Genomic DNA, 23,615 nt, shown 5'->3' with positions numbered 1-23,615 from the left:
GGACGGCTCCGCGAGGCCGCCCCGGATCAGTGCCGACGGCGGACGCGGAAGAGGCCGATGACCTGATCTGCGCAGGTCACCGGCCTCTTCCGACGAGGGTGAGTGACGGGACTCGAACCCGCGGCATCCTGGACCACAACCAGGTGCTCTACCAGCTGAGCTACACCCACCATGACCGGAAGCGGTTGACTTGGTCGTTTCCCCGACCGGCCGAGAAAAAGCATACATGGTCCGAAGGGGTGCTCGCGCACGACTTCCGCGGCGCCCCTCCGCGCGCCCTTCTTACACGTGCTGACCAGGCAGGACGTGCTTCGCCGCGATTGCCTTGGCAGTGTCGGAGTCCGGGCCGGGCTGCGGGACGAAGATCGCCTCGCGGTAGTAGCGCAGCTCCGCGATGGACTCGCGGATGTCGGCGAGGGCCCGGTGGTTGCCGTTCTTCTCCGGGCTGTTGAAGTACGCCCGCGGGTACCAGCGCCGGGCCAGTTCCTTGACCGAGGACACGTCGACGATCCGGTAGTGGAGGTAGCCCTCCAGCTCCGGCATGTCGCGCAGCAGGAAGCCGCGGTCGGTGCCGACCGAGTTGCCGCACAGGGGCGCCTTGCCGGGCTCCTTCACGTACTCCCGGACGTAGGACAGGACCTGCTCCTCGGCGTCCCTGAGGGTCGTGCCGCCGGCCAGTTCGGCGAGCAGGCCGGACGCGGTGTGCATCTGACGCACCACCTCCGGCATCGTCTCCAGCGCCGCGTCCGGCGGCCGGATGACGATGTCGACCCCCTCGCCGAGCACGTTCAGCTCGGAGTCGGTGACGAGGACGGCCACCTCGATGAGAGCGTCGTCGGACAGCGAGAGGCCGGTCATCTCGCAGTCGATCCACACCATGCGATCGTTCATGTGTCTCACCTTACGGCGAGTGGTCGCGTGCCGGACCGGCCGTGCGGTGACCTCGGCGGCGGCGGTGCCCGCGCGGTCGCCGCGTACGGGGGGCCCGGGTCGCGTGGAAGTGGTGGCGGACAGGGGGGCGGGCGGGCCGGGAAGCCCGCCCGCCCCCGCCGCTCAGCCGCCCGCCCGCTGCCCGGGCAGGCTCGTCGACAGCGCCGCCGGGACCCGGCGGGCCGGGTGCGGTATCGGGCCGTCGTGGTGCAGCGACTGCGGCACCGGGCCCGAGGGCTGCGGGATGCCGACCGGGCCGGCCGCCGGGGCGGCGGTGACGCCCGGGCCCGCCGACATGGGCATGCCCGCCGGTCCCATCGGACCGTCACCGTCGCCCGGCCGCTCGCTCTGCGGCCGGCGCGCGCGGTAGGCCGCCCGGTAGGCGGCCGGGGACGAGCCCAGCTGCCGCCGGAAGTGCCCGCGCAGCGCCACCGGGGAGCGGAAGCCGCAGCGGCCCGCGACCTCGTCCACCGAGTAGTCCGACGTCTCCAGCAGCCGCTGCGCCTGCAGCACCCGCTGGGTGATCAGCCACTGCAACGGCGCGCTCCCGGTGAGCGAGCGGAAACGGCGGTCGAACGTACGCCGGCTCATGTACGCGCGCGCGGCGAGCGTCTCCACGTCGAACTGCTCGTGGAGGTGCTCCAGCGCCCAGGCGACGACCTCGGCGAGCGGGTCGGCGCCGATCTCCTCGGGTAAAGACCTGTCGAGGTAGCGCTCCTGGCCGCCGGTCCGGCGCGGCGGGACCACCAGGCGGCGGGCCAGCGCGCCGGCCGCCTCGTTGCCGTGGTCCGTGCGCACGATGTGCAGGCACAGGTCGATCCCGGCCGCCGTGCCCGCCGACGTCAGCACGTCACCGTCGTCGACGAACAGCTCCCGCGGATCGACGTGCACCGACGGGTAGCGCTTGGCGAGCGTCGGCGCGTACATCCAGTGGGTCGTCGCCGGGCGGCCGTCCAGCAGGCCGGCGGCGGCCAGGACGAACGCCCCGGTGCACAGGCCCACGATGCGGGCGCCTTCCTCGTGCGCCCGCCGCAGCGCGTCGAGCGCCTCCTGTGGTGGTGGCGAGGTGATCGAGCGCCAGGCCGGCACGACGACCGTGCCCGCCCGCGAGATCGCCTCCAGGCCGTGTGGCGCGCTGAGTTCCAGGCCCCCTGTGGTCCGCAGGGGGCCGTCCTCGCCGGCCGCCACCAGCAGTCGGTAGCGCGGCACTCCGGCGTCCTGGCGGTCGATCCCGAACACCGAAAGCGGTATGGAACTCTCGAAGATGGGGCCGCCGCTGAACAGCAGCACCGCGACGATCTCCTTGCGGCGACGCCCGGACAGCTTCCGGGCCGCGGCTTCCGGCGCGGCAGTGGAGTCGTGGCTCATCCTGCTAAGCCCCCCTCGGTGGTCGCGGCTCCTCGGTTGTGTCGCTCCTGCACGTTTCCCCTCGGTCCTGCACGAGTCCCCCGCCGTAAAGACAGTCAAGATCGAATCTACTGCGTCCCGCCGTGCCCCAGTGGCCGGTTCACCACCCGGCGCATTGTCGACATGGCAACTTGGCGTGAAGCATTCGATCACGAAGCGTCGCACTCGTGCGGCGTGCAGGGAAGTGCGCCTCGTGGCGGTGGCCAATCCGCGTAGGGTGCGCAGGGCCCCGTGGACCCTTTCCGTGCAGGTCGAACGGTGGTTGGGGGGTACTCGGGCCAGGGAGTGCACGACGCCTAGAAGTTGGCTGAAAAGAGACGTCTGAGTGCACGGAAACCGGTCAGTTGACCGGTGTAGTCCCGCCCGGGTGGCGGTTGCCGCGGTGGGCTCCCGAACCCGTCCGCTGGTGACGGCCGCGGTGGGCGACGCGCTCCTCGGCGCGCAGCCGGGCCGCCCCGCGCTCCGACTGGCGCAGCAGTACCCGGCAGACCCCGGTCACCGCCGCCAGCCCCAGGGCCGTGCCGACGGCGCCGGCCAGTGAGGCGCCGTACCAGAGCAGGACCACCGGCACCAGGACACAGCTGAAAGCGGCCCAGCGCACCACCTCGCCCGCGGTGTCGCCCCTGTCGTGCCCCGCGCCGGGCCCGGCGCCCGGGTCCGCCCCGCGGCCGGGCGCGCCGCTCCCGGTCCGCGGCGGGGGAGCCGGTGACGGACGGTGCCCGGCGGCGGTACGGGGTCCGGACACGGCGTGCTCCCTACATGCTTCCTGTGGCGGCCACCGGGTTCAACGCGTGTTCGATCGCCCGGTCACTGTGCGGAGCCGACGGGCACCTGTACGGCCGCCCCACCGGTCTCGCGCCGGCCCCCGGGCCGCCCCGCACCGGCCTCCCACGCACCCCGCCGTCCCCGGTGATCCCCCTCAGGATCGGCCGATCGTCCGGTCGCCGCCGCTGAATCCTGTGCAAACCGCCTGTACGGGGCAGCAACCATTGCGTTACGGGCGCGCGTCGTGCATGCTCCGGGGAACCGCGCCGAACCGCCACGGAGAGTGCGCGGGATCTGGGCTAGGAAGGCTTGGCGCCGTACCCTTGGGGGTATGGGGACGGGAAGACGATTCCCGGACACAGCTTCGCCGCAGACTGTCGTCCCCGACTAAGGATCACATCGCCGAGACAGCCATGGCCGGTCACGAATTCTTCGAACCCGCGGACCGCAAGCGGCCGGTCGCCGACCCCACGGCGGCCGATCCCCTGGCGGCGCAAGAAGCACGCCACCCCTGCGATCCGGCGTTCAAGCACGGCGTAGTCGTCGGCTTCGACGGATCGAACTCCAGCGAGCGCGCCCTCGCCTACGCGATCGGGATGGCGCACCGCACCCGCTCCGGTCTGATCATCGTGCACGTGGCCAACCGGCTGCCCACCACGGTCTGGGCGGGCTGCGAGCCACCGGTCTTCGTGGACGTGCCGGACCACCGCACGGAGGTCCTGGGTCTGGAACTCGCGTGCGCCGAGTACCTCGCCGAGGTGCCGTGGATCCTGGTCGAGCGCGGCGGCGACATCTGCCATGAACTCGAAGAGGTCGGCAAGGAGTACGAGGCGGACGCGATCGTCGTGGGCTCCACGCACGGCATCGTGGGGCGCATCTTCGGCTCGGTGGCCGGCCGGCTGGCCAAGCGGGCACGCCGACCGGTCGTCGTCATCCCGTAGCGGTACCGACCGCTCCGGGCGCTCCGGTTCCGGGCTCCTCCGGGTGCTGCGGGGGTCTCGGCCCCGGGGGTCTCGGCCCCGGGCCTCTCCGGGAGTTCCGAGCGTTCCGGGGATTTCGGCCCCGGGCCTCTCCGGGAGTTCCGGGGGTTTCGGCCCCGGGCTTCTCCCCGCGCCGCCCACGTCCCCCGCGCCGCCCACGTCCCCCGCGCCCCGGGTTCCGCGGCGGGCCCGAGCCACCCCAACTCCCTTGCGCCACCCCGCACATCGCCGGGTGGAAATCCTCGTGCGCGGAGGTGTCCGTGCCCTTGTGAGGGGCATATACCGGTCACCGCGCGACCGAACGGCCGGAGGGAGCCCGCCGTGGCCGACGACGTCCCCGAGGGAAGCGCCACCGCGATTCTCGGCCGACTCGCCCTCGGTACCGCCCCGTTGGCCTTCGGCCTCGAATGCACCGGGGTCGTCGACGGCGCGGCCGCGGCCCTCGCGCACCGGCCCACGGGGCTTCTGCGACGCGCTGCCGGCCGGGGAGTGACGGCCACCGGCTGAGGCAGCCGCCGGGACGGAGGCGACAGGGCCCCGGTCCGGGAAAGGAGCGACCCCCTGTGCCGGGTGGCGCACAGGGGGTCGCTCATGTCGCGTCCGCGGCGGGGGCGTCGCTACTCCACCGTCACCGACTTGGCGAGGTTGCGCGGCTTGTCGATGTCCCGGCCCAGCGCCAGCGCCGTGTGGTAGGAGAGGAGCTGGAGCGGGATGCCCATGAGGATCGGGTCCAGCTCGTCCTCGTTCTTGGGCACGACGATCGTCTGGTCGGCCTTCTCCTGCTCCTGGTGGGCGACGGCCAGGATCCGGCCGCTGCGGGCCTTGATCTCCTCCAGCGCCGCGCGGTTCTTCTCCAGCAGGTCGTCGTCCGGCACGATCGCCACCGTCGGCAGCGCGGGCTCGATCAGCGCCAGCGGACCGTGCTTGAGCTCGGAGGCCGGGTAGGCCTCGGCGTGGATGTAGGAGACCTCCTTGAGCTTCAGGGAGGCCTCGCGGGCCACCGGGTAGCCCCGCACCCGGCCGATGAAGAGCATCGAGCGGGCGTCGGCGTACCCCTCGGCCAGCTGCTTGATCTCCTCCTCCTGCTTCATGATCTCGGAGATCTGCTCCGGCAGCTTGCGCAGGCCCTCGATGATCCGCTTGCCGTCGCGCACCGAGAGGTCGCGGATCCGGCCGAGGTGCAGCGCGAGCAGCGCGAAGGCGACGCAGGTGTTGGTGAAGCACTTGGTGGACACCACGCACACCTCGGGGCCGGCGTGCACGTAGATGCCGCCGTCCGCCTCGCGGGCGATGGCGGAACCGACGACGTTGACCACGCCGAGCACCCGCGCGCCCTTGCGCTTCAGCTCCTGGACGGCGGCCAGCACGTCGTAGGTCTCACCGGACTGGGAGACCGCGATGTAGAGGGTGTCGGGGTCCACGACCGCGTTGCGGTACCGGAACTCGGAGGCCGGCTCGGCGTCGGCGGGGATCCGGGCCAGCTCCTCGATCATCTGGGCGCCGATCATGCCCGCGTGGTAGGAGGTGCCGCAGCCGAGGATCTTCACCCGGCGCACCGCGCGCGCCTCGCGGGCGTCGAGGTTGATGCCGCCGAGGTGCACGGTGGCGAACCGGTCGTCGATCCGGCCGCGCAGCACCCGGTCCACGGCCTCGGCCTGCTCGTGGATCTCCTTGTGCATGTACGTGTCGTGGCCGCCCATGTCGTAGGACTCGGCCTCCCACTCCACGGTGGTCGGCTCGGCGGTCGTCCGGGTGCCCTCGGTGGTGTACGTGCGGAAGTCGTCGGCCGTGAGGGTGGCCATCTCGCCGTCGTCGAGGGTGACTATCTGCCGGGTGTGGGTGACGAGCGCGGCGACGTCGGAGGCGACGAACATCTCCTTCTCGCCGATGCCGAGCACGACCGGCGAGCCGTTGCGCGCCACGACGATCCGGTCGGGGAAGTCGGCGTGCAGCACGGCGATGCCGTAGGTGCCCTCGACCATGCGGACGGCCGCGCGGACCTTCTCCTCCAGCGTCCCGGCCTCGGAACGGGCGATGAGGTGGGTGAGCACCTCGGTGTCGGTCTCGGAGAGGAACTCGACGCCGTCCGCCTCCAGCTTGCGGCGCAGGTCGGCGGCGTTGTCGATGATGCCGTTGTGCACGACGGCGACCTTGTTGTCGGCCGACATGTGCGGATGGGCGTTCACGTCGGACGGGGCGCCGTGGGTGGCCCAACGGGTGTGGGCGATGCCGGTGGTGCCCTTGAAGCGCGCCGGGACCTTGGCCTCCAGGTCGCGGACCCGGCCCTTGGCCTTGACCATCTTCAGGCCCGAGGTCTTCGGCGAGGTGACGACGATGCCCGCGGAGTCGTAGCCGCGGTACTCCAGGCGCTGAAGGCCCTCCAGGAGCAGCGGGGCGACGTCACGCTTCCCGATGTATCCGACGATTCCGCACATATACAGGTATTCCTCGGTCTCGACTCAGCCGTAGACGATGCGGCGCAGCTGCCGGAGGGAGAGCTCCGGCGGCGCCACCGCGCGGTACTTCAGGTCCGCCCCGATCCGTTCGAAGATCTCCGCGTTCACCAGGCCCTGGGCCTGCAGTTCGCGGTGGCGGCGACGGACGAACTCCTCGGTCGTCTCGTCGAAGTAGGCGAGCACGTCCTGGACCACCCGCAGCGCCTCTCCCCGGTTCAGGGGCGTGGACCGCGTCAGATGATCAACCAGTTCGTCGTGCACCCGGTAGATCCTGGGGTACCGACGACGCTTTCGCAAGAATCTTGCCCGATTTCGGGCAAGCCTCTGTTGGGACTCTTGTGCACTCCTGTTCGCATGCTGTCCATCCGGCGTCCGGCGTGCCGTCGCGGCGATGCATCATTTTCAGACGCCATGGACATTCCACGCATGGGCGTACCCGAGAAGCTCGCCGAGCGCATGAGCATGGCCGAGCAGCACGAGTACCTGCGCTCCAAGTTCTCGCGGCGCACGATGATGAGGGGCGGCGCGGTCACCCTCGGCGCCGTGGCGGGTGGCGCGTTCGTGACGGGCACCACCGCCCAGGCCGCCACCGCCGCCCCGCGCACCACCGCCCCCTCCTCCTCGGGCGAGAGCGTCGACGGCGCCCTCGTCGCCCCGTTCGGCCGCCACCTCGCCTACGGCAACGACCCGCGCACCGAGATCACCGTCTCCTGGCAGGTCCCGGTCGCCGTCGAGAAGCCGTTCATCCGCATCGGCGCGCACCCCTGGGACCTGTCCCGCAAGATCCCCGCCGAGGTCCGCACCCTGTACACCCCGGCCGGCGTCGGCGCGAGCGGCGACCGCACCCAGTACTACCTGCACGCCAAGCTCGCCAACCTGCGCCCCGGCCAGACGTACTACTACGGCGTCGGCCACCGGGGCTTCGACCCGGCCGAGCGTCATCTGCTCGGCACCCTCGGCACCTTCACCACCGCCCCCGCGCACAAGGAGCCGTTCACCTTCACCGCCTTCGGCGACCAGGGCGTCAGCTACCACGGCCTGGCCAACGACGCGCTGATCCTCGGTCAGGACCCGGCCTTCCACCTGCACGCCGGCGACATCGCCTACGGCGACCCGGCCGGCCAGGGCAAGGCCACCGACTCCGGGTTCGACTCCCGCGTCTGGGACCAGTTCCTCTACCAGACCGAGTCCGTCGCCAAGCAGGTCCCGTGGATGGTGTCGTACGGCAACCACGACATGGAGGCCTGGTACTCGCCCAACGGCTACGGCGGCGAGGAGGCCCGCTGGACCCTCCCGGACAACGGTCCCGACCGGAAGAACCTGCCGGGCGTCTACTCCTTCGTGTACGGCAACACCGCCGTCATCTCGCTCGACGCCAACGACATCTCCTTCGAGATCCCGGCGAACCTCGGCATATCGGGCGGCACCCAGACCAAGTGGCTGGAGGCGCAGCTCAAGGAGTTCCGCGCCTCGAAGGACGTCGACTTCGTCGTGGTCTTCTTCCACCACTGCGCCTACTGCACCTCCACTGCGCACGCCTCGGAGGGGGGCGTGCGCCAGGAGTGGGTGCCGCTGTTCGAGAAGTACACCGTGGACCTGGTCATCAACGGCCACAACCACGTCTACGAGCGCACCGACGTCCTCAAGGGCGACCGGGTCGCCAAGAAGCTCCCGATCGGCGGCACCGCCTACCCCGAGACCGACGGCGTGGTCTACGTCACCGCCGGCGCGGCCGGCCGCAGCCTGTACGCCTTCAGCGCCGACCAGTCCTACGAGGGCCACGAGAAGGACAACGACGCCGTCTCCTCCTTCGTCTGCCTGGCGGACGGCGCCCGGCAGAAGGAGACCGTCGCCTGGTCGCGCGTGCGCTACCTGGACTACTCCTTCCTGCGCGTGGACGTCACCCCCGCCTCGCGCGGCCGGTACGCCACGCTGACGGTGCGCGGCATCGCCGAGACCGGCGAGCAGGTCGACCACTTCACGGTGGCCCGCCGGGCGAAGTGACGGCCCCGGCGCCCCGCCGCCCGGCCACGGGCGGTCCTCACGTGTTCGAGGACCGCCCGCACGGGGACCGGGCGCACGGGGGCGGCCCGCACGGGGGCCGGCCGGCCGGCGCCCTTCGCGTTTCCGCCCTTCCGGATGATTTCCGCCGGGGAAGGGGCCGTTCGACCACTCCTGCGAGAGAGTGGTCTATACCGTCGGGGCGCGCACCAGGCCCCCGGTCCCATCCGAACGCGAAGGGAGCGCATGTGAGACGGCACCACAGAACGACTCCCCGTGCCACCCGTGATCCGCGCACACCCCGAACCGCCGGGGCCACCCGGGTGACCCGGCTCCTCGGTTCGCTGCTGCTCGTGACGGCCGCCGGGGTCTGCGCCGTCGGCGCCGCCCCCGCCGGGCAGGCGGCCGCCGGCCAGGCCTCGGCGGCGCACGCGAGGGCGGCCGCGACCCCGCTGGGCCAGGTGGTCCCCGCCCCCGCCTCCGTCCGGGCCGGCGGCTCCCCGTACCGCATCACCCCCGGCACCCGCATCCGCGTCGACGGCTCCCGCGAGGCCCGCCGCATCGGCGAGTACCTCGCGGACGTCCTGCGTCCCTCGACCGGCTACCGGCTGCCGCTGACCACGCGCGGCGACGCGGGCATCCGGCTGCGCCTGGCCAACGGCGCGTACGGCGCGGAAGGCTACCGGCTCGACAGCGGCGCGGGCGGGGTGACGATCACCGCAGGGCAGCCCGCCGGTCTCTTCCACGGCGTGCAGACGCTGCGGCAGCTGCTGCCCGCCGCCGTCGAGCGCACGTCCGTCCAGCCCGGTCCCTGGCTGGTCGCCGGCGGCACCGTCCAGGACAGTCCGCGCTACGGCTACCGGGGCGCCATGCTCGACGTCTCCCGGCACTTCTTCACCGTCGACCAGGTCAAGCGCTACATCGACGAACTCGCCCTCTACAAGATCAACGAGCTGCACCTGCACCTCAGCGACGACCAGGGCTGGCGCATCGCCGTCGACTCCTGGCCGCGCCTGGCCGCCTACGGCGGCTCCACCCAGGTCGGCGGCGGCACCGGCGGCCACTACACCAAGGCCGACTACAAGGAGATCGTCCGCTACGCCGCCTCCCGCTACCAGGAGGTCGTCCCGGAGATCGACATGCCGGGCCACACCAACGCGGCCCTCGCCTCCTACGCCGACCTGAACTGCGACGGCGTCGCGCCCCCGCTCTACACCGGCACCGCCGTCGGCTTCAGCTCCCTGTGCGCGACCAAGGAGATCACCTACGACTTCGCGGACGACGTCGTCCGGGAACTGGCCGCCATCACCCCCGGCCGCTACCTCCACATCGGCGGCGACGAGGCGCACTCCACCAGCCACGACGACTACGTGAAGTTCATGGACCGGGTGCAGCCGATCGTGGCGAAGTACGGCAAGACGGCGATCGGCTGGCACCAGCTGACCGGAGCCACCCCGGCCAAGGGGACCATCGCCCAGTACTGGGGCCTGGACTCGACCAGCGCAGCCGAGAAGGCCCAGGTCGCACGGGCGGCGCAGAACGGCACCGGGCTGATCCTGTCCCCGGCCGACCGGGTCTACCTCGACATGAAGTACACCAAGGACACCCCGCTGGGGCTGGCCTGGGCCGGCTATGTCGAGGTGCGGCGGTCCTACGACTGGGATCCGGCGGCCTATCTGGCGGGAGCGCCCGCCTCCGCCGTCCGGGGCGTGGAGGCGCCGCTGTGGTCGGAGACCCTCTCCACCTCCGCCCACATCGACGCCATGGCCTTCCCCAGGCTGCCGGGCGCGGCCGAGCTCGGCTGGTCGCCCCAGGCCACCCACGACTGGGACGCCTACAAGGTGCGGCTCGCGGCGCAGGCGCCGCGCTGGGACGCGCTGGGGATCGGGTACTACCGGTCGCCGCAGGTGCCCTGGCCCGCGGACCAGTAGGCGGGCGGCGGCCCCGCGCTCGGCAGCCCGCCGGCGGGCATGAGACGGCGAGCATGAGACGGCGAGCATGAGACGGCGGGCGTGGAACGTCGGGCACGGAACGCCGGCGGGCGCCCCGGAGGACCGTACTCCGGGGCGCCCGTCCGTCCGCGGGGGCCCGTGCGAGGACCCGCCCGCGGAGGCTACCGCCCCGCGATGGGGTTGCGGAGCGTCCCGACCAGTTGCAGGGCGCCGGACGGGTCGGCGAGGTCCACCATCTGCCGGTTGTTCCGCAGCTGGAGCCGGTTCAGGCAGGACAGCGCGAACTCGGGGGCGAACATGTCGTACCGGCGGAACTTCTCCTCCAGTTCGGGCACCGACTCCTGGTACTCGCGCACCACCTCGGCGACCGTCGCCCAGAAGCCGTCCTCGGCGAGCACCCCCTCCTCGGCGAGGATCGCGGCGAGGAAGCGGAAGAAGCAGTCGAAGACGTCGGTGAAGACGGAGAGCAGCCGCTGGTCCTCCGGGACCTCGGCGCGGATCCGGCCGACCTCCGGCGGCAGCACGGCGTCCGGGTCCATCACCACGATCTCCTCGGCGATGTCCTTGTAGACCGCCCGCCGCACCACGCCGTCCTCGAGGACCAGGATCACGTTCTCGCCGTGCGGCATGAACGCCAGGTCGTAGGCGTAGAAGCTGTGCAGCAGCGGGGTGAGGTAGGCCCGCAGATAGCGGCGCAGCCACTCGGCCGGCGCCAGCCCGGACCGCTCGATCAGCGCACCGGCGAAGGACGCGCCCTCGTGGTCCACATGGAGCAGCGAGGCCATGGTCGCCAGGGACTCGCCCTGCCGGAGCCGGGGCACCGGGCTCTCCCGCCACAGCGCGGCCAGCATCTTCCGGTACGGCGAGTAGCGGTCCGTCGCCGCCTCGTACTCCAGGTGGCGGTAGCCCACCGCCGCGCACTCCCGGATGATCGTCAGGCCCGTCGCCCTCAGCACCGGGTCGCTGTCGACGAGTCCCGCCAGCCAGTCGTTGATGGCCGGGGTGGCCTCCATGTAGGCGGCCGACAGCCCGCGCATGAAGCCCATGTTGACGACGGACAGGGCGGTCTTCACATAGTGCCGGTCGGGGTGGGAGGTGTTGAAGAAGGTCCGGATGGACTGCTGGGCCAGATACTCGTCGTCGCCCTCGCCCAGGCAGACGAGGAGCCGGCGGGCGACCTCGGCGGCGAAGGTGACGGAGAGCTTGTTCCGCCACTGCCAGGGGTGCACGGGGATGAGGAGGTAGTCGGCGGGGTCCAGGCCCTGCTCGCGCAGGCGGTCCTGGAACCGCTCGACGGCGGCCCCGCCCAGCTCGGCGCGGAGGAAGGACTCGTACTCGATGCCGGCCCCGGCCGTGAACGCCGCCCGTGAGCGGTGCGCGGCCAGCCACACCAGCCGGACCGGGCTCGCGGTCTCGGGGGCGTACGCCAGGTACTCCTCGATCCCGAAGCCGAGCCGCCCGTTGTTGGCGACGAAGCACGGGTGTCCCTCGGTCATCGAGGTCTCGATGTCCTGGAAGCCGCCGCTGACCAGCTCCGCCGACGTGACCTGGGCTTTGGTGAGCTTGTAGCAGGTGCTCGCCAGGGTGGAGGAGATCTCCTCCAGGTAGACCGGCAGGATCTCGTCGCTCAGACCCAGCGACTTCCTGAACTCGATGAAGAAGTCCAGGGCGGCGAGCGGCAGTCCGCTAGCCCCGTCGCGGTGCCGGGTGATGGAGGCGGGGTCCACCTGCCAGTGGTCCAGGGCGCGGCGGGTGGCGGTGAAGCGGTAGCCGGTGCGCCCGTCGTCGCTGCGGACGACGTATCCGTCCCCGTCCGCCTCGGGCGTGATCAGCCGTTCGTGCGCGAACTCGGCGAGGGCCTTGCGCAGCAGGAGGCGGTTGGCGGTCTCCCAGCGCTCGGGGGAGAGGTGGGACACGGCGTCGGCGAGGCTCACGCGGCCACCGCCCTCTCGAACCGCTCCCGGGTGCAGAAGCTCAGCAGCGCCTTCTTCTCCGGCTTCTGGATCTCGCGCTCCGGCACGAATCCGACGGCCTCGTTCAGGGCGTGCACGGCCTTGTTGCGCACGTCCGGCTCGACCACGACCCGCCGGACCGCCGGGTCCTCGAACAGATGCCGCAGCACGGCGGTGATCACCGCCCTGGTGAAGCCGTGCACCGGCGTGTCGGTGGGGGCGACCAGGAAGTGCATGCCGATGTCGCCCGGCTCCGGCTCGTACAGGCCGACCAGTTCGCGCAGCGCCGGGTCGTACTTCTCCATCAGGAAGACGGGGACCGAGTCGAGCAGCCCCAGGAGGGCGTGGTGGTGCTCGTCGGCGGCTATCTCCAGGTAGGCGCGCTCGACGTCTGGGACTTCCGCGTCCTGCATCATCCAGAACGCCGACTTGGGGTGGGTCACCCAGCCGTGCAGCAGCCCGGCGTCCTCCAGCGGGTCGAGCGGGCGGAAGGTGAAGGCCGCGCCGGCCGTGCTGCCGGCGCTGCTCGTGCTGCTCATACGGCGAACTCCTGGAATGCGATCGTCTTCTCGACCGGGTAGTACTCGGCGCCGAGCAGCTCACGGATGATGCAGCTGTTGCGGTACGGGCCCATGCCCAGGTCGGGGCTGGTGATGCTGTGGGTGTGGACGCCGGCGTTCTGCAGGAAGACGCCCCGGCCGGTGACGTCGATGGCGTAGTTGCGGGCGATGTCGTGGTTGCCGTGGGAGTCGTAGCGCAGCCGGTCCCGGACCGGCTTCAGGAACTCCGGTTCGGTGTACTTGTAGCCGGTGGCCAGCACCAGACCCTCGCTGCACAGCTCGAAGTCCTTGCCCTGCTCCTCCTGCCGGAAGCCGAGCGTGTAGGCGCCGGCGTCGTAGGAGGCGCTGTTCAGCGAGGAGTTGGTGAGCAGGCGGGTGGGGACCGGGCCGCCGAGGTTCTTCTGGTAGAGCAGGTCGAAGATCGCGTCGATCAGATCGCCGTCGATGCCCTTGAACAGGCCCTTGTGCTGCTCGGCCAGGCGGTAGCGGGTGGGCTCGGGCAGCGCGTGGTAGTAGTCGACGTACTCCGGGGAGGTCATCTCCAGCGTGAGCTTGGTGTACTCCAGCGGGAAGAACCGCGGGGAGCGGGTCACCCAGTTCAGCTGGTAGCCGTGGACGTCGATCTCGCCCAGCAGGTCGTAGTAGATCTCCGCGGCGGACTGGCCGCTGCCGACCAGCGTGATCGACTTCTTGCGCTGGAGATCCGCACGGTGTTCGAGATAGCGGGAGTTGTGCAGGTAGTCCCCGGGCAGCTCGCGGCACGCCTCGGGGACGTACGGGGGCGTCCCGGTGCCGAGGACCAGCCGGCGGGCGCGGTACGTCGCACCGGTGTGCGTCCGTACGGCGTACAGCTCCTCGCCCTCGTCGTACGTCACCTCGGTGACCGTGGTGCCGAAGCGGACGTTGCCCAGCTTGTCCGCCGCCCAGCGGCAGTAGTCGTCGTACTCGGCGCGCAGCGGGTAGAAGTTCTCGCGGATGTAGAACGAGTACAGCCGGCCCCGCTCCTTCAGGTAGTTGAGGAAGGAGTAGGGGGAGGTCGGGTCGGCGAGGGTGACCAGGTCCGACATGAACGGGGTCTGCAGGTGGGCGCCGTCGAGGAACATGCCCGCGTGCCACTCGAAGCCGGGCTTGGACTCCAGGAAGACGCCGCTCAGTTCGGCGATGGGCTCGGTGAGACAGGCGAGGCCGAGGTTGAAGGGGCCGAGCCCGATTCCCACGAAGTCGTAGACGGGGTGCAGGGCTTCGGCTTCAGGACGCGCGCTCAAGGGACTCTCCCAGGTACTGCTCGGCGTGGCCGGCGATCAGATCGAGGACGGCGGCGAGGTCGTCCGTCGTGGTTTCGGGGTTGAGCAGGGTGAACTTCAGGTAGTGGCGGCCGCCGACCCTGGTGCCCGCGACGACCGCCTCTCCGGAGGAGAACAGGGCCTTGCGGGCGTGGAGGTTGGCGCGGTCGATCTCGGCCGGGTCGGTGACGGCGGCCGGTACGTAGCGGAAGACCAGGGTGGACAGCGCCGGCTCGACGACGACGTCGTAGCGGGGATCGGCGGCCAGCATCCGCCAGCCCTCGGCGGCCAGGTCGCACACCTCGTCGAAGAGCTGCCCGATGCCGTCGGCGCCCATCACGCGCAGCGTCGTCCACAGTTTGAGGGCGTCGAAGCGCCGGGTGGTCTGCAGGGACTTGTCGACCTGGTTGGGGATGCGCTCGGCCACCATGCGGCGGGGGTTGAGGTAGTCCGCGTGGTAGGTGGCGTGCCGCAGGGTGTCGGCGTCCCGGACCAGCAGGGCCGAGGAACTGACCGGCTGGAAGAAGGACTTGTGGTAGTCGACGGTGACCGAGTCGGCGCGCTCGATGCCGGCGAGCAGCGAGCGGCGGGTGGGGGAGACCAGCAGGCCGCCCCCGTAGGCGGCGTCGACGTGCATCCAGGCCCCGTACTGCGCGCACAGCTCGGCGATCTCGGGCAGCGGGTCGATGGAGCCGAAGTCGGTGGTGCCGGCGGTGGCGACCACCGCCATCGGGACCAGACCGCTTCGGCGGCAGCGCTCCAGCTCGTGGGCGAGCGCGACCGCCCGCATCCGCCTGTCCTGGTCGACCGGGACGGACACCACGGACTCCGGCCCCAGGCCCAGCAGTTTCGCCGACTTGCGCACGCTGAAGTGGCTCGCCTCGGAGGCGAGGATCCGCAGTCGTGCGAGGGAGTCCGTCTTGGCCTCCTCGCGGGCCAGCAGCAGCGCCTGGAGGTTGGACTGGGTGCCGCCTGAGGTGAACACGCCGTCCGCGGCGGGGCCGAGGCCGATGCGGGCGGTCGTCCAGTCGACGAGCCTGCGCTCGATGAGGGTGCCGCCGGCCGACTGGTCCCAGGTGTCCAGGGAGGAGTTGACGGCGGACAGGATCGCCTCGCCGAGCACCGCCGGGATCACGACCGGGCAGTTGAGGTGGGCGATGTAGCGGGGGTGGTGGAAGTAGACCGCGTCCCGCAGGTAGACCTCCTCCAGCTCGTCCAGGACCGCCGTGGTGTCGTGCAGCGGCCGGTCGAGGTCGATCGACTCGATGCGGGGGGCGAGGGCGTCCGCCGTGACGCCGGTGAAGGGACGGTCGGTGGCGGCGAGTTTGGCGGCCACCCGCTCTACTCCTTCGGTCACGGAGCGGCGGTAGTGCTCCGCGGTCAGGTCATTGAGCAGGTGCGAGCGCATGTGGGGGTCCTCCGGTGGGTGGGGACGGTCCTGTGCAGGGACGGACGAGGGGCGGAGTCGCGCGACATCAACTTAGGTTAGCCTAACCTAACTTTGTGTCGGGCGCACTCCGCCCCTCGTGCCGTACACCAGGCGGTCCCGGCCGGATGCGGGCGCAGCCGCCTCGTTCGTGCGACCCGGGTGAGGGGGCGGAGCGGGGCGGCTGCGGCCGTCGTCGTGTGGGCTCCCGACGGGCTGTCAGGAGGCGTTGTGGTGCGCCGCCGGGCGGTGGTCCGGGCCGGCGGCGGGTGTCAGGAGACCTTCTTCGCCGTCTCGATGGCCTTCGCCAGGTCCTCGAGCAGCGGGGCGCACTTGTCGTAGGACAGGATCGGCTCGGGGTTGCGGGAGATGACCTGGCCGGCCTTGACGGCGGCGAGCTTCTTCCAGGTGCCCTGGGTGATGGCGGCGGGCTGGATGGCCGAGGTGCGGTTGTCCATCATGATGATGTCGGCCCGGTACTTGTCGACGTTCTCCCAGCTCAGCGACTCGTACCAGCCGCCGCCCTGCTTCTTGGCGCTCTCCGGCGGCTCGACGAAGTTCACGCCGAGGGCCTTGAAGTACTCCAGGTCGATGGAGAGGTTGGTGCCGGAGACGTAGAACAGGTCCTGGCTGGCGGAACCCGCCATCACCTTGATGTCCGGCTTGGCCTTGGCGGCGGCGCGCAGCCGGGCGGCGGCGTCCTCGAAGCGCTTCTTGGCCTGCTTGACCTTGTCGGTGGTCACGTCGCCGCCGAGCGACCGGGCGAGCGCGAGCATGCGCTGGAGGGGTCCGGTCAGCTGACGGTCGTAGACGGAGATGCCGACACCGGGGGCGCCCACGGCGAGGATCTTCTTCTTCGACTCCTCCGGGACGTACCACAGGGTGCCGGCGTCGTCGAACATCGTCGAGACGAGGACGTCGGGCGCGAGGGCCGCGTACTTCTCGATGTTGAACTGGCCCCACTCGTTGCCGAGGTTCGTCACCTTGCTGACGTCCATGTCGCCGGCCTGGACGTCGGCCTTGCCGTCCTTGGTCGTGGTCGGGCCGAAGACGCCCTTGGCCTGGACGCCGTAGTCGTACAGCGCGGCGGCCACGCCGACGAAGGCGACGATGTGCGAGGGGACCTTGTCGGCCTTCGCGGTCTGCCCGCGGTCGTCCTCGAAGGACCAGGGACCGGAGGCGGCGGCCGTCGTCCCGCTGCCCGACCCGCCGTCTTTCTCGTCCCCGTCGCCGCAGGCCGCGAGTGCGGCGCCGAGTCCGAGGGCGCCGCCCGCGGCGAGGATGCCGCGACGGGTGAGGTGGGTGGCACTGGACTTGGGCATGGGTATGACTGCTTTCGAACGGGGCGGAGCGCCCGCCGGACAGGTTCGAAGGTAGGTTAGCCTAACCTCAGTTCATGTCCAGAGGGCGGGGCGCTCCGCGCCGCCGCGTCCCGCTGCCCGCGCGCCGGCCGTACCGCGCGCCGTCAGCCCGTCAGCCCGTCAGCCCGTCAGGCCCAGCTCCCGGGCGATCAGCATCCGCTGCACCTCGCTCGTGCCCTCGCCGATCTCGAGGATCTTGGAGTCCCGCCACATCCGGGCGACCGGATACTCGTTCATGAAGCCGTACCCGCCGTGGATCTGCGTGGCGTCCCGGGCGTTGTCCACGGCGATCGTCGACGAGTACAGCTTCGCCAGCGCCGCCTCCTTCTTGAACGGCTCACCCGCCACCAGCCGGTAGGCCGCGTCGCGCCAGGCCAGGCGGGAGGTGTGGGCCTTCATCTCCATGTCGGCGATCTTGAACTGGATCGCCTGGTTGGCGCCGATCGGCCGGCCGAAGGCGTGCCGCTCCTTGGCGTACTTCACCGACTCGTCCACACAGCCCTGGGCCAGCCCGGTGGCCAGTGCCGCGATGGCGATCCGGCCCTCGTCGAGGATCCGCAGGAACTGCGCGTAGCCGCGCCCCTCTTCGCCCAGCAGGTTCGCCGCCGGCACCCGCACGTCGGCGAAGGACAGCTCACGGGTGTCCGAGGCGTTCCAGCCGACCTTGGAGTAGGCGGGCGCCACCGTGAACCCGGGCGTGCCCGCCGGGACGATGATCGCGGAGATCAGCGGTCTGCCGTCGGGCTTGCGGCCGGTGACCGCCGTGACCGTGACCAGTCCGGTGATGTCCGTGCCCGAGTTGGTGATGAAGCACTTGGAGCCGTTGATCACCCATTCGCCGGTGTCCGGGTCCAGCCGGGCCGTGGTCCGGGTCGCCCCCGCGTCCGAGCCGCCGTCCGGCTCGGTCAGTCCGAAGGCGCCCAGCATCTCCCCGGAGCACAGCCGCGGCAGCCACTGGCGCTTCTGCTCCTCGGTGCCGAACAGATGGACCGGCATGGCGCCGAGCGACACCCCCGCTTCGAGGGTGATGGCGACCGAGGAGTCCACCCGGGCCAGCTCCTCCAGGGCGACGCCGAGCGCCAGGTAGTCGCCGCCCATGCCGCCGTACTCCTCCGGGAACGGCAGTCCGAACAGGCCCATCCGGCCCATCTCGCGGACGATCTCGTACGGGAACTCGTGCCGCTCGTAGAAGTCGCCTATCTTCGGCGCCACGACGTCGTGCGCGAACTCCTCCACGGTGCGGCGGAGTTCCTCCAGTTCGGGGGTGAGGCGGTGGTTCATCACGGCTCCTTGTGGGAGAGGGCACGAAGGGTGCGGGAGGGGCTGGGCCGGCCCAGCCGCCCGGCCATCCACGTGCTCGTGGCGACGAGGCGGCCGAGGTCGACTCCGGTGTCGATGCCCAGGCCCCGCAGCATCCACACGAGGTCTTCGGTGGCGAGGTTGCCGGTGGCGGACTTGGCGTACGGGCAGCCGCCGAGGCCGCCCGCGGAGGCGTCGACGGTGGTGACGCCGTGCTGGAGCGCGGCCAGGGTGTTGGCGAGGGCCTGACCGTAGGTGTCGTGGAAGTGCACGGCGAGCGCGGCGGTCGGCACCCCCTGCTCGTTCAGCGCGGAGAGCAGTTCCGTCACGTGGCCCGGCGTCGCCACGCCGATCGTGTCGCCGAGGCTCAGCTCGTCGCAGCCCATGTCCAGCAGGGCCCGGCAGACCCGGACGACCTGGTGGACGGGGACCGGCCCCTCCCACGGGTCGCCGAAACACATGGACAGGTACCCGCGCACATGCGCGCCGGCCGCCTTGGCGCGCCGGACCACCGGCTCGAACATCGCCAGCGCCTCGTCGACCGTCCGGTTGAGGTTGGCCTTGGCGAAGGACTCGGTGGCGCTGGCGAAGACGGCGACCCGGGAGGCGCTCAGCGACAGGGCCCGCTCCAGGCCGCGTTCGTTGGGGACGAGCACCGGCAGCGCCACCGGCAGATCGCTCACCAGCGGGAACAGCGCCTCGGCGTCGGCCAGTTGGGGCACCCACTTGGGGTGGACGAAGCTCGTCGACTCGATCGTGGCCAGACCCGCGTCGGCGAGGCGGCGGATGAACTCCGCCTTGACCTCGGTCGGCACGGTCACCGTCTCGTTCTGCAGCCCGTCGCGCGGGCCGACCTCGTGGATCCTGACCCGCGCGGGCAGCCCGGGGGCCGGGACGGTCATCGGCATGGCGTCGGCGCTCATCCCTCCACCGCCTCCTCCTCGTCGTCGTGCGGTGCGATCACGGCGAGCACCTGGTCCATGACGACCGTCGTGCCCGGCGAGACGTCCAGTTCGGCGACCGTGCCGGAGTGCGGGGCGGAGACGACGTGCTCCATCTTCATCGCCTCGACCACCAGCAGGCTCTGGCCGGCGCTCACCTCGTCGCCGACGGCGACCTTCACCACCGTGACCGTGCCGGGCATGGGGGCGGTGAGCGAGTCGGCGCCCGAGTGGGCGGCGCGGGTCAGGGAGGCGGCCACCGGGTCGTGGTCGCGCACCCGCCAGGCGTCGCCGTCGCGGCCGAGCCAGTCGGCCGCCCGGTGGAAGGTGTGGCGGACGCCGTCCAGGGTGACCGAGACCGTGTCGTCGGTGACCGTGTGGGCGCCGCGCGGGACGTACTCCACCGGGTCGGTCACCTTCAGCCAGAAGGACACCGGCTTCGGCTCCCCGCCCAGCCGCCAGCCGCTCGGCACGGAGAACGGGTCGGTCCAGCCGCCGTCCGCGACCTCGGGCCGCAGCGCGTGGAGCCGCACGGCGGCGGCGGCCTCGTAGACCTCCTCCGGCACGTCCGTGCCGACCAGCTCGTCGGCCACCCGCTCCACCAGACCGGTGTCCAGCTCGCCGGCCACGACCGCAGGGTGGGCCAGCAGCCGGCGCAGGAACCCGGCGTTGGTCCGCACGCCGAGGGTGACCGTCCCGGCGAGGGCCGCGCGGAGCTTCCTGAGCGCGGTGGCGCGGTCCGGGCCGTAGGCGATCACCTTGGACAGCATCGGGTCGTACAGGCTGCCGACCTCGGTGCCCTCGCTGAGCCCGGAGTCGGTGCGCACCCCCGTGCGCGGGGAGGCCTCCGGGTCCTGCGGCTCGCGCAGCATGAGGACGGTGCCGCCCGAGGGCAGGAACCCGCGCTCGGGGATCTCCGCGCACAGCCGGGCCTCGACCGCGTGACCGGTCAGCTCGATGTCCTCCTGCGCGTACGGCAGGCGTTCGCCCGCCGCCACCCGCAGCTGCCACTCCACCAGGTCCAGGCCGGTGACCAGCTCGGTGACCGGGTGTTCCACCTGCAACCGGGTGTTCATCTCCATGAAGTAGTACGACGAGGGGTCCCCGCCGGGGACGATGAACTCCACCGTGCCCGCGCCCCGGTACCCGCAGGAGCGGGCCGCCTGGACCGCGGCCTCGCCCATCGCCGCCCGGGTCGCCTCGTCGAGGAGCACACTGGGCGCCTCCTCGACGATCTTCTGGTGGCGGCGCTGGAGCGAGCACTCGCGCTCGCCGAGGTGGACGACGTTCCCATGGCCGTCGGCCAGCACCTGGATCTCGATGTGCCGCGGGGTGTCGACCCAGCGCTCGACGAGGAGGGTGTCGTCGCCGAAGGAGCCGCGGGCCTCGCGGCGGGCGGCGGCGATCTCCTCGGCGAGCAGGGCGGCGTCGCGGACCAGCCGCATGCCCTTGCCGCCGCCGCCGGCCGAGGGCTTCAGCAGCACCGGCATGCCGATCCCGCGGGCGGCGGCGGCGAGCTCGTCGTCGCTCAGGCCCGAGCCGCTGGAGCCGGGCACGACCGGCACTCCGGCCGCCCGCACCGTCTCCTTCGCGCGGATCTTGTCGCCCATCAGCGCGATGGCGTCCGCCGGCGGACCGATGAAGACCAGCCCGGCCTCCTCGCAGGCACGGGCGAAGCCGGCGTTCTCCGCGAGGAAGCCGTACCCCGGGTGGACGGCCTGGGCGCCGGTCCGGGCGGCGGCCTCCAGCAGCCGCTCCACGCACAGGTAGCTCTCGGCCGCGGGCGCCGGACCGATCCGCACGGCGGTGTCGGCCTCCCGTACGTGCCGGGCGTCGGCGTCGGCGTCGGAGAAGACCGCCACCGAGCGCACGCCCAGGGCGCGCAGGGTGCGGATGACCCGGACGGCGATCTCGCCGCGGTTGGCCACCAGAACTGTCTCGAACATCGTCACGAGGTCCCCCTCACATCCGGAAGACGCCGAACTGGGGGTCGCCCAGCGGAGCGTTGGCGCACGCGGTCAGGGCCAGGCCCAGCACCTGGCGGGTCTCCAGCGGGTCGATCACGCCGTCGTCCCACAGACGGGCGGTGGCGTAGTAGGCGTTGCCCTGCCGGTCGTACTGGGCGCGCACGGGCGCCTTGAAGGACTCCTCGTCCAGCGCGGACCACTCCTCGCCCCGTGCCTCGAACTGGTCCCGCTTGACGGTGGCGAGCACCGAGGCGGCCTGCTCGCCGCCCATCACGGAGATCTTGGCGTTCGGCCACATCCACAGGAAGCGGGGCGAGTAGGCCCTGCCGCACATGGAGTAGTTGCCCGCGCCGTAGGACCCGCCGACGACGACGGTCAGCTTGGGCACCCTGGTGCACGCCACCGCCGTCACCATCTTGGCGCCGTGCTTGGCGATGCCGCCCGCCTCGTAGTCCCGGCCCACCATGAACCCGGAGATGTTCTGCAGGAACAGCAGCGGGATGCCGCGCTGGTCGCACAGCTCGATGAAGTGGGCGCCCTTCTGGGCGGACTCGGAGAACAGGATGCCGTTGTTGCCGACGATGCCGACCGGGTGGCCGTGGATCCGGGCGAACCCGGTCACCAGGGTCTGCCCGAACTCGGCCTTGAACTCCGCGAAGCGCGAGCCGTCGACCACGCGGGCGATGACCTCGCGGACGTCGTAGGGGGTGCGGGAGTCGACCGGCACGGCGCCGTAGAGGCCGTAGGGGTCGACCTTGGGTTCCACCGGCTCGGTGACCTCCCAGGGCAGGGCGCCGCGCGCGGGGAGGGTGGCCACGATGTTCCGCACGATCCGCAGGGCGTGGGCGTCGTCCTCGGCGAGGTGGTCGGTGACGCCGGAGATCCGCGAGTGCACCTCGCCGCCGCCCAGCTCCTCCGCCGTGACCACCTCACCGGTGGCCGCCTTCACCAGCGGCGGACCGCCCAGGAAGATCGTCCCCTGGTTGCGGACGATCACGGCCTCGTCGCTCATCGCCGGGACGTACGCCCCGCCGGCCGTGCACGAACCGAGCACGGCGGCGATCTGCGGGATCCCCGCGCCGGACATCCGTGCCTGGTTGTAGAAGATCCGCCCGAAGTGCTCGCGGTCGGGGAACACCTCGTCCTGCATCGGCAGGAAGGCGCCGCCGGAGTCGACCAGGTAGAGGCACGGGAGGCGGTTCTCCAGGGCCACCTCCTGGGCGCGCAGGTGCTTCTTCACCGTCATCGGGTAGTACGTGCCGCCCTTGACGGTGGCGTCGTTGGCGAGGATCACGCACTCCCGGCCGGACACCCGTCCGATCCCGGCGATCACCCCGGCGGCCGGGGCCTGCCCGTCGTACATCCCGTCGGCGGCCAGCGGCGCCAGCTCCAGGAAGGGCGAGCCCGGATCGAGCAGCGCGTCCACCCGGTCGCGCGGCAGCAGCTTGCCGCGTGCGGTGTGCCGCGCCCGCGCCCGCTCGCCGCCGCCGAGCCGGGCGGCGGCGAGCCTGCCGCGCAGCTCCTCGGCGAGCGCCCGGTGCGCCTGTTCGTTGGCCCGCCAGGCGTCCGACGCGGGATCGGCCGCGCTCGTCAGCTCCGGTGCCTCGTGCATTCCTGTGGTCCCCTCACCCGGTGGTCGACCTGGCCGGTGTTAATGAGCGTTAACCCATCTCCCCTCAGGTTAACGACCGCTAACGTCGCTGTCTAGAATTGTTCTCATGGCCACGCGAACCGACGCCCCGACCCGCCGCGAGCAGATCCTCAGGGAAGCCGCGCGGCTCTTCGCCGAACGCGGCTTCCACGGCGTCGGCGTGGACGAGATAGGCGCCGCCGTGGGGATCAGCGGCCCGGGCCTGTACCGGCACTTCGCGGGCAAGGACGCCATGCTCGCGGAGCTGCTGGTCGGCATCAGCGGGCAGCTGCTGACCGGCGCGAAGCGGCGCCTGGCGGAGGCCGACGGGGTGGCCGGCCCCGAGGCGGTCCTCGACTCGCTCATCGAGGGCCACATCGACTTCGCGCTGGACGACCGTCCCCTCATCACCTTGCACGACCGTGAGCTGGACCGCCTCCGGGACAGCGACCGCAAGCTGGTGCGGCAGCTGCAGCGGCAGTACGTCGAACTGTGGGTGGAGGTGGTCCGCCAAGTCCACCCGGATCTCACCGAGGCGGCCGCGCGGTCGGCCGTGCACTCGGTCTTCGGCCTGCTGAACTCCACGCCGCACCTGGGGCGGCGCGGCCTGCCGGGACGCTCCGCCACGGCCGAGCTGCTGCACCGGATGGCGCGCGGGGCGTTCTCGGCGGCTCCGCCCGCGGCGGGCTGAGCCGCCGAGGGGCC

At 71.7% G+C, this 23,615-nt stretch carries 19 protein-coding genes and 1 tRNA gene; 5 read left to right on the top strand and 15 right to left on the bottom strand.

Features of this window, described 5'->3' with window-relative positions:
* Positions 1-97 precede the first annotated feature (97 nt).
* From ACF061_RS04455 to ACF061_RS04440, 4 genes are all read right to left on the bottom strand, one after another.
* Positions 98-170 (bottom strand) — tRNA-His (locus ACF061_RS04455).
* A 112-nt stretch (positions 171-282) separates the two neighbouring features.
* On the bottom strand, positions 283-891 hold the full coding sequence (gene orn, locus ACF061_RS04450; protein ID WP_392265275.1) for an oligoribonuclease: 609 nt from the start codon (positions 889-891) through the stop codon (positions 283-285).
* Between the two features lie 162 nt (positions 892-1,053).
* Positions 1,054-2,298, bottom strand: coding sequence for a helix-turn-helix domain-containing protein (locus ACF061_RS04445; protein ID WP_392265274.1), 1,245 nt, complete (start codon positions 2,296-2,298; stop codon positions 1,054-1,056).
* A 379-nt stretch (positions 2,299-2,677) separates the two neighbouring features.
* Positions 2,678-3,082, bottom strand: coding sequence for a hypothetical protein (locus ACF061_RS04440; protein WP_392265273.1), 405 nt, complete (start codon positions 3,080-3,082; stop codon positions 2,678-2,680).
* A 433-nt stretch (positions 3,083-3,515) separates the two neighbouring features.
* Here ACF061_RS04440 and ACF061_RS04435 point away from each other — a divergent pair, with 433 nt between their 5' ends.
* Entirely contained in the window at positions 3,516-4,043 is a 528-nt protein-coding gene (locus ACF061_RS04435; RefSeq protein WP_392265272.1) for a universal stress protein, read from the top strand.
* Positions 4,044-4,403: 360 nt separating this feature from the next.
* Positions 4,404-4,589: a hypothetical protein gene (locus ACF061_RS04430; protein WP_392265271.1), complete on the top strand. Its 186-nt coding sequence runs from the start codon at positions 4,404-4,406 to the stop codon at positions 4,587-4,589.
* 110 nt (positions 4,590-4,699) lie between these two features.
* Here ACF061_RS04430 and glmS read toward each other — a convergent pair whose 3' ends face one another.
* Both glmS and ACF061_RS04420 read right to left on the bottom strand, forming a co-directional pair.
* Positions 4,700-6,517, bottom strand: a complete 1,818-nt coding sequence (gene glmS, locus ACF061_RS04425) for a glutamine--fructose-6-phosphate transaminase (isomerizing) (RefSeq protein WP_392265270.1) — start codon at positions 6,515-6,517, stop codon at positions 4,700-4,702.
* Positions 6,518-6,541: 24 nt separating this feature from the next.
* The gene (locus tag ACF061_RS04420) at positions 6,542-6,799 is read right to left on the bottom strand and encodes a hypothetical protein (protein WP_189705630.1); all 258 of its coding nucleotides are present in this window, start codon (positions 6,797-6,799) and stop codon (positions 6,542-6,544) included.
* Between the two features lie 165 nt (positions 6,800-6,964).
* Between ACF061_RS04420 and ACF061_RS04415 the strand changes: the two genes are divergently transcribed.
* Together ACF061_RS04415 and ACF061_RS04410 are read left to right on the top strand one after the other, a co-directional pair.
* Positions 6,965-8,542, top strand: a complete 1,578-nt coding sequence (locus ACF061_RS04415; RefSeq protein ID WP_392265269.1) for a purple acid phosphatase family protein — start codon at positions 6,965-6,967, stop codon at positions 8,540-8,542.
* Positions 8,543-8,787: 245 nt separating this feature from the next.
* Positions 8,788-10,470, top strand: a complete 1,683-nt coding sequence (locus tag ACF061_RS04410; RefSeq protein ID WP_392265268.1) for a beta-N-acetylhexosaminidase — start codon at positions 8,788-8,790, stop codon at positions 10,468-10,470.
* A gap of 182 nt (positions 10,471-10,652) precedes the next feature.
* Here ACF061_RS04410 and ACF061_RS04405 read toward each other — a convergent pair whose 3' ends face one another.
* From ACF061_RS04405 to ACF061_RS04365, 9 genes are all read right to left on the bottom strand, one after another.
* The gene (locus ACF061_RS04405; protein ID WP_392265267.1) at positions 10,653-12,425 is read right to left on the bottom strand and encodes an IucA/IucC family protein; all 1,773 of its coding nucleotides are present in this window, start codon (positions 12,423-12,425) and stop codon (positions 10,653-10,655) included.
* Complete coding sequence (locus ACF061_RS04400; RefSeq protein WP_392265266.1) at positions 12,422-12,982, bottom strand: GNAT family N-acetyltransferase; 561 nt, start codon at positions 12,980-12,982, stop codon at positions 12,422-12,424. The genes ACF061_RS04405 and ACF061_RS04400 overlap by 4 nt, the downstream gene beginning before the upstream one ends.
* A complete protein-coding gene (locus ACF061_RS04395) occupies positions 12,979-14,268 on the bottom strand; it encodes a lysine N(6)-hydroxylase/L-ornithine N(5)-oxygenase family protein (protein WP_392265265.1) in 1,290 nt (429 codons plus the stop codon). Before ACF061_RS04395 ends, ACF061_RS04400 begins: the two co-directional genes overlap by 4 nt.
* On the bottom strand, positions 14,252-15,694 hold the full coding sequence (gene desA / locus ACF061_RS04390) for a lysine decarboxylase DesA (protein ID WP_392265264.1): 1,443 nt from the start codon (positions 15,692-15,694) through the stop codon (positions 14,252-14,254). Before desA ends, ACF061_RS04395 begins: the two co-directional genes overlap by 17 nt.
* Before the next feature lie 290 nt (positions 15,695-15,984).
* Positions 15,985-17,034, bottom strand: a complete 1,050-nt coding sequence (locus ACF061_RS04385; protein ID WP_392265263.1) for an ABC transporter substrate-binding protein — start codon at positions 17,032-17,034, stop codon at positions 15,985-15,987.
* Positions 17,035-17,193: 159 nt separating this feature from the next.
* Positions 17,194-18,354: an acyl-CoA dehydrogenase family protein gene (locus tag ACF061_RS04380; protein ID WP_392265262.1), complete on the bottom strand. Its 1,161-nt coding sequence runs from the start codon at positions 18,352-18,354 to the stop codon at positions 17,194-17,196.
* Positions 18,354-19,295, bottom strand: coding sequence for a hydroxymethylglutaryl-CoA lyase (locus ACF061_RS04375; protein WP_392265261.1), 942 nt, complete (start codon positions 19,293-19,295; stop codon positions 18,354-18,356). The genes ACF061_RS04380 and ACF061_RS04375 overlap by 1 nt, the downstream gene beginning before the upstream one ends.
* Positions 19,292-21,259 (bottom strand): biotin carboxylase N-terminal domain-containing protein, encoded by a 1,968-nt coding sequence (locus tag ACF061_RS04370; RefSeq protein ID WP_392265260.1) that lies wholly within the window; start codon positions 21,257-21,259, stop codon positions 19,292-19,294. The genes ACF061_RS04375 and ACF061_RS04370 overlap by 4 nt, the downstream gene beginning before the upstream one ends.
* Positions 21,260-21,275: 16 nt before the next feature.
* The gene (locus ACF061_RS04365) at positions 21,276-22,892 is read right to left on the bottom strand and encodes a carboxyl transferase domain-containing protein (RefSeq protein WP_392265259.1); all 1,617 of its coding nucleotides are present in this window, start codon (positions 22,890-22,892) and stop codon (positions 21,276-21,278) included.
* Between the two features lie 106 nt (positions 22,893-22,998).
* On the opposite strand from ACF061_RS04365, the gene ACF061_RS04360 reads away from it, so the two are divergent.
* A complete protein-coding gene (locus tag ACF061_RS04360; RefSeq protein ID WP_392265258.1) occupies positions 22,999-23,601 on the top strand; it encodes a TetR/AcrR family transcriptional regulator in 603 nt (200 codons plus the stop codon).
* Positions 23,602-23,615: the final 14 nt, after the last annotated feature.

The sequence above is a fragment of the Streptomyces sp. NPDC015220 genome (genome assembly GCF_043079345.1).
In the GTDB taxonomy this organism is placed as follows: domain Bacteria; phylum Actinomycetota; class Actinomycetes; order Streptomycetales; family Streptomycetaceae; genus Streptomyces.
This window is presented reverse-complemented; position numbering and strand designations above follow the sequence as displayed.

Excerpts from the sequence above, each read along its gene's own strand:
- orn (WP_392265275.1), bottom strand. The coding sequence starts at position 891 with ATGAACGATCGCATGGTGTGGATCGACTGCGAGATGACCGGCCTCTCG.
- ACF061_RS04445 (WP_392265274.1), bottom strand. The coding sequence starts at position 2,298 with ATGAGCCACGACTCCACTGCCGCGCCGGAAGCCGCGGCCCGGAAGCTG.
- ACF061_RS04435 (WP_392265272.1), top strand. The coding sequence starts at position 3,516 with ATGGCCGGTCACGAATTCTTCGAACCCGCGGACCGCAAGCGGCCGGTC.
- glmS (WP_392265270.1), bottom strand. The coding sequence starts at position 6,517 with ATGTGCGGAATCGTCGGATACATCGGGAAGCGTGACGTCGCCCCGCTG.
- ACF061_RS04415 (WP_392265269.1), top strand. The coding sequence starts at position 6,965 with ATGGGCGTACCCGAGAAGCTCGCCGAGCGCATGAGCATGGCCGAGCAG.
- ACF061_RS04400 (WP_392265266.1), bottom strand. The coding sequence starts at position 12,982 with ATGAGCAGCACGAGCAGCGCCGGCAGCACGGCCGGCGCGGCCTTCACC.
- desA (WP_392265264.1), bottom strand. The coding sequence starts at position 15,694 with ATGCGCTCGCACCTGCTCAATGACCTGACCGCGGAGCACTACCGCCGC.
- ACF061_RS04385 (WP_392265263.1), bottom strand. The coding sequence starts at position 17,034 with ATGCCCAAGTCCAGTGCCACCCACCTCACCCGTCGCGGCATCCTCGCC.
- ACF061_RS04380 (WP_392265262.1), bottom strand. The coding sequence starts at position 18,354 with ATGAACCACCGCCTCACCCCCGAACTGGAGGAACTCCGCCGCACCGTG.
- ACF061_RS04375 (WP_392265261.1), bottom strand. The coding sequence starts at position 19,295 with ATGAGCGCCGACGCCATGCCGATGACCGTCCCGGCCCCCGGGCTGCCC.
- ACF061_RS04370 (WP_392265260.1), bottom strand. The coding sequence starts at position 21,259 with ATGTTCGAGACAGTTCTGGTGGCCAACCGCGGCGAGATCGCCGTCCGG.
- ACF061_RS04365 (WP_392265259.1), bottom strand. The coding sequence starts at position 22,892 with ATGCACGAGGCACCGGAGCTGACGAGCGCGGCCGATCCCGCGTCGGAC.
- ACF061_RS04360 (WP_392265258.1), top strand. The coding sequence starts at position 22,999 with ATGGCCACGCGAACCGACGCCCCGACCCGCCGCGAGCAGATCCTCAGG.